General features: G+C 33.3%; 3 protein-coding genes and 1 pseudogene. 3 read left to right on the forward strand and 1 reads right to left on the reverse strand.

Annotation, left to right across the window (positions count from 1 at the left end; genetic code table 11):
* Nucleotides 1-364: 364 nt before the first annotated feature.
* Nucleotides 365-610, reverse strand: a complete 246-nt coding sequence (locus AFK68_RS07280) for a hypothetical protein (protein WP_094672180.1) — start codon at nucleotides 608-610, stop codon at nucleotides 365-367.
* 580 nt (nucleotides 611-1,190) lie between these two features.
* On the opposite strand from AFK68_RS07280, the gene AFK68_RS07285 reads away from it, so the two are divergent.
* From AFK68_RS07285 to AFK68_RS44465, 3 genes and pseudogenes are all read left to right on the forward strand, one after another.
* On the forward strand, nucleotides 1,191-2,091 hold a 901-nt coding region (locus AFK68_RS07285; protein WP_246844046.1), incomplete at its 3' end, for a GAF domain-containing protein.
* Between the two features lie 151 nt (nucleotides 2,092-2,242).
* A partial coding sequence (locus AFK68_RS43820; protein WP_305778131.1) for a histidine kinase dimerization/phospho-acceptor domain-containing protein occupies nucleotides 2,243-2,455 on the forward strand: 213 nt, incomplete at its 3' end.
* Nucleotide 2,456: 1 nt separating this feature from the next.
* Nucleotides 2,457-3,524, forward strand: a pseudogene (locus AFK68_RS44465) (ATP-binding protein); the annotation flags it as partial.
* Nucleotides 3,525-4,036: the final 512 nt, after the last annotated feature.

Here is a 4,036-nt window from a genome sequence, read left to right on the forward strand (position 1 = left end):
ATGTTAATAGTGTATAGTAGTTAAAAACTTAACTATTACCCTTGCTTAAAATTCTTCCCGTTCCTTGACTATAAACCAAAAGCCAAAAGTCACAAATAAAAAGTCAAAATTTCTGTTGAAGATCTAGATACGATCCTGCTGATTACTGAGTGCTGACCCCTTTGTTAACTAGGGGTGGCTAGATTAAACATCAAAGCCTTGAAAGATAAAGCCTTTAGCCTTTGAAGGTCTGGAAAAAGTACGAACTTTTAGGTCAAAAAGGTTCAAAAATTTAGCATTTTTGCCTCAATATTACAGAAAAATTAAGGAATAATATAATGTCCGCTGGTATCGGAGCGTGTAAAAGTTGGGGAAAGAGCTACCATTAGTAAGGTTTTTCTTTCTTCCTTCTTCCTTCTTCCTTCTTCCTTCTTCCTTCTTCCTTACCTTCCCTATACAAGACTGATGCTACCGGACATGATATGATTCCTCCGACTACCTTCTCCATAACTCCAATTCCTCCTGACTCTGTACGGACGTTGCATGGAACATCCCTACCTTCCCCTACTCCCCTACTCTGAAATAGATAAAGTTTTTGAGAAATGGTATGAGATATCTCCCACTCATCCAATCATCAAATCAATTATTACCCATTTTTTATCAATTAATTCTCCACCAAGACCTATTTTCTGGAGATACGCTTAGGGGTTCTATAATTCCCCGTTCCTCCTAACTACTCCCTACTCCCTAATTATTTTTGATTGTCATCTCCCCACACAAAGCACACGGACTACACTTCCTCTACTCCCTAACCCTGAAAATCATACCCGCACTTCAACAAAACTAAAAAAACTTTTTGTCAAACTCTTGTAGGAAGTTTCTATGGAAGGTTCCTACAGAATTTTTACGCTTATGTGTATTACTCACAATTGTACAATTGAGAATAACAATAAAAAATAAAAAAACTAATCATTATGTGGCAAATATTAAGTCAAGTATTTTCACCTAATTTTATTTCCCAGGTAAATAACCATCAGTGGCAACCTGAACTAATACAGTTACATTTGTTATCAAATTTATTCATAGCGATCGCCTATTTTTCAATTCCAGCAATCTTAATTTACTTTGTCCGAAAACGGAAATATGTAATACTTTCAGGAGTATTTGGTTTATTATGCACTCTAATGATATTGTCTGGCATAGGTCATTTGATGGAAGTATTGAGTATATGGTATCCATCTCCTTTTCATTGGCTAATTGGGATTCAGAAATCTATAACTGCTATAGTTGCTTGCTACACAACTTGGCGAGTCATAAAGCTATTACCTAAATTTTTATCTCTAAAAACTACCCCGCAACTAGAAGCAATTAACCAACAATTAGAAACAGAAGTAGCTCAACGGAAAGAAGCAGAAGTAATACTGGAACAAACTAATCAAAAGTTAGAAACAGAAGTACAAAACCAGACTTCTGAGTTATCAACAGCTTGGAATAATTTACAACAAGAAATAGAAAAGCGCCAAGAAACTATATCGTCATTACAAGCAAGTGCTAAACGGGAAAAAGTCATCTCTCTAGTCATTCAAAAAATACGTCAGAGTCTAGATATTCCCACTATATTTCAAACCACAACCCAAGAATTACGACAAACAATTTATTGTGAGCGAGTAGTTATCTATCAATTTAATCCTGACTGGAGCGGACAAATGGTAGCAGAGTCAGTCGAAAGTGGTTGGAAAATTTTAGTAGAGGAACAAGAAAATGACCCCTGTCTCAAACAAAACGCTATGGGAACTGAAAACTGTTACAAAGATTTATCTAATCCCAACGTAATTGATGATACTTACCTACAAGAAGAAAAAGGTGGTATTTATAGTCAGGGTGCAAAGTATCGAGTAGTTGAAAATATTTACGAAGCTGGATTTACTGATTGTTATATTCAATTATTAGAGAGTTTTCAAGCCAAAGCATATATCAATGTTCCGATTATTTCTAATAATAAACTATGGGGATTATTAGCTTGTTATCAAAATTATGCTCCTCGTAAATGGGAAAATCAAGAAATTAATATTGTCATTCAAATTGGCAGTCAGTTAGGAGTAGCTCTCAAGCNAAACTATGGGGATTATTAGCTTGTTATCAAAATTATGCTCCTCGTAAATGGGAAAATCAAGAAATTAATATTGTCATTCAAATTGGCAGTCAGTTAGGAGTAGCTCTCAAGCAAGCAGAATTATTAGCCGAAACTGAACAAAAGTCATTAATGTTAGAAAAAGCATTAATAAAAGCAGATGCAGCCAATCTAGCTAAAAGTAACTTTATTGCTTCTATGAATCACGAATTGCGTACTCCTTTAAATGCAATTATTGGTTTTACCCAACTAATGAATCTCGACTCATCTTTATCTACCAAAAACCAAGAATTTGTTGAGATTATTAATCAAGCAGGGGAGCATTTACTGAAATTAATTAATAGTNGCGTACTCCTTTAAATGCAATTATTGGTTTTACCCAACTAATGAATCTCGACTCATCTTTATCTACCAAAAACCAAGAATTTGTTGAGATTATTAATCAAGCAGGGGAGCATTTACTGAAATTAATTAATAGTATTTTAGAAATTTCTAGGATAGATGCTGGTAAAACCAAATTAAATATCGTCAGTTTTGACCTATTTACTTTGGTAAAAAGTATTGAACAAATGTTTAGTTTAAAAGCATTTGATAAAAATTTGTACCTACAATGTAAATGTGATGTTAATGTGCCCCAATATATAGAAACTGATGAGGAAAAATTGCGCCAAATTTTAATTAATTTGTTGGAAAATGCCATAAAATTTACTGACACAGGGGAAGTAACATTAAGAGTTAGCAGAAAACAGGAGAAAAACCATTTACAATTTGAAGTGAGTGATACAGGTTATGGTATTGCTCCAGAAGAAATAGATCAATTATTTAAAGCTTTTGAGCAAACAGAAACAGGTCGTAAATCTCAACAGGGAAGTGGATTAGGTTTAACTATTAGCCATAAATTTGTACAACTGATGGGAGGGAATATTTCTGTTAGTAGTACAGTTGGTGTAGGAACAAAATTTACATTTGATATTGAGATAGAGGAGGCAGAATTACCAGAAACTGAAACTGCAAATCCTGAAAATATTATAGCTTTAGCACCTCATCAACCAGAATATCGGATTTTAGTTGTTGAAACACAAGAAGTTGACAGTATTTTATTACTTGAAATGTTAAGTAAAATAGGTTTTATTGTGCAGGAAATTACCGAGATTAATCAAATAACTGATATTTGCAAAAATTGGCAACCTCACCTCATTTTGATAGATTTAGAGATATTAGATAAATCAGGAAAGGAAGCAATCGAATCTATTAAAAGAGATAGCAATACTCAGACACCAATAATTTTGGCTCTAACAACTAAAACTTTTGCAGATGAGCCTAATAAAATTTTATCTACAGGTGGCGATGATTTGATTCTGAAGCCATTTTCCCAGAGAATTATATTGGAAAAAATTGCTGAAAATTTAGGGGTNGATTTAGAGATATTAGATAAATCAGGAAAGGAAGCAATCGAATCTATTAAAAGAGATAGCAATACTCAGACACCAATAATTTTGGCTCTAACAACTAAAACTTTTGCAGATGAGCCTAATAAAATTTTATCTACAGGTGGCGATGATTTGATTCTGAAGCCATTTTCCCAGAGAATTATATTGGAAAAAATTGCTGAAAATTTAGGGGTAAGCTACACTTATGAAAATGGGGAACCAGAAAAAAATGCGCAAATTGATATACCAGAAAATTCGTTACAAAAAAGTTATTTAACTCCAGAAATGTTGTTAGTAATGCCCATGACATGGGTGAGAGATTTGCATACAGCAGCTATGATAGGAGATACAGATTTAATTATTACCTTAGCAGAAGAAATTCCCGAATCAAATTCTGATTTATCCCAAACACTAATAGATTATGTCAATGAATTTCAATTTGAAAATATTACTGACTTAACTGAAAAAATTATTGAGCAAGAAAACAATCAAATTT

The organism is Hydrocoleum sp. CS-953, assembly GCF_002260545.1.
Classification (GTDB): domain Bacteria; phylum Cyanobacteriota; class Cyanobacteriia; order Cyanobacteriales; family Microcoleaceae; genus Trichodesmium.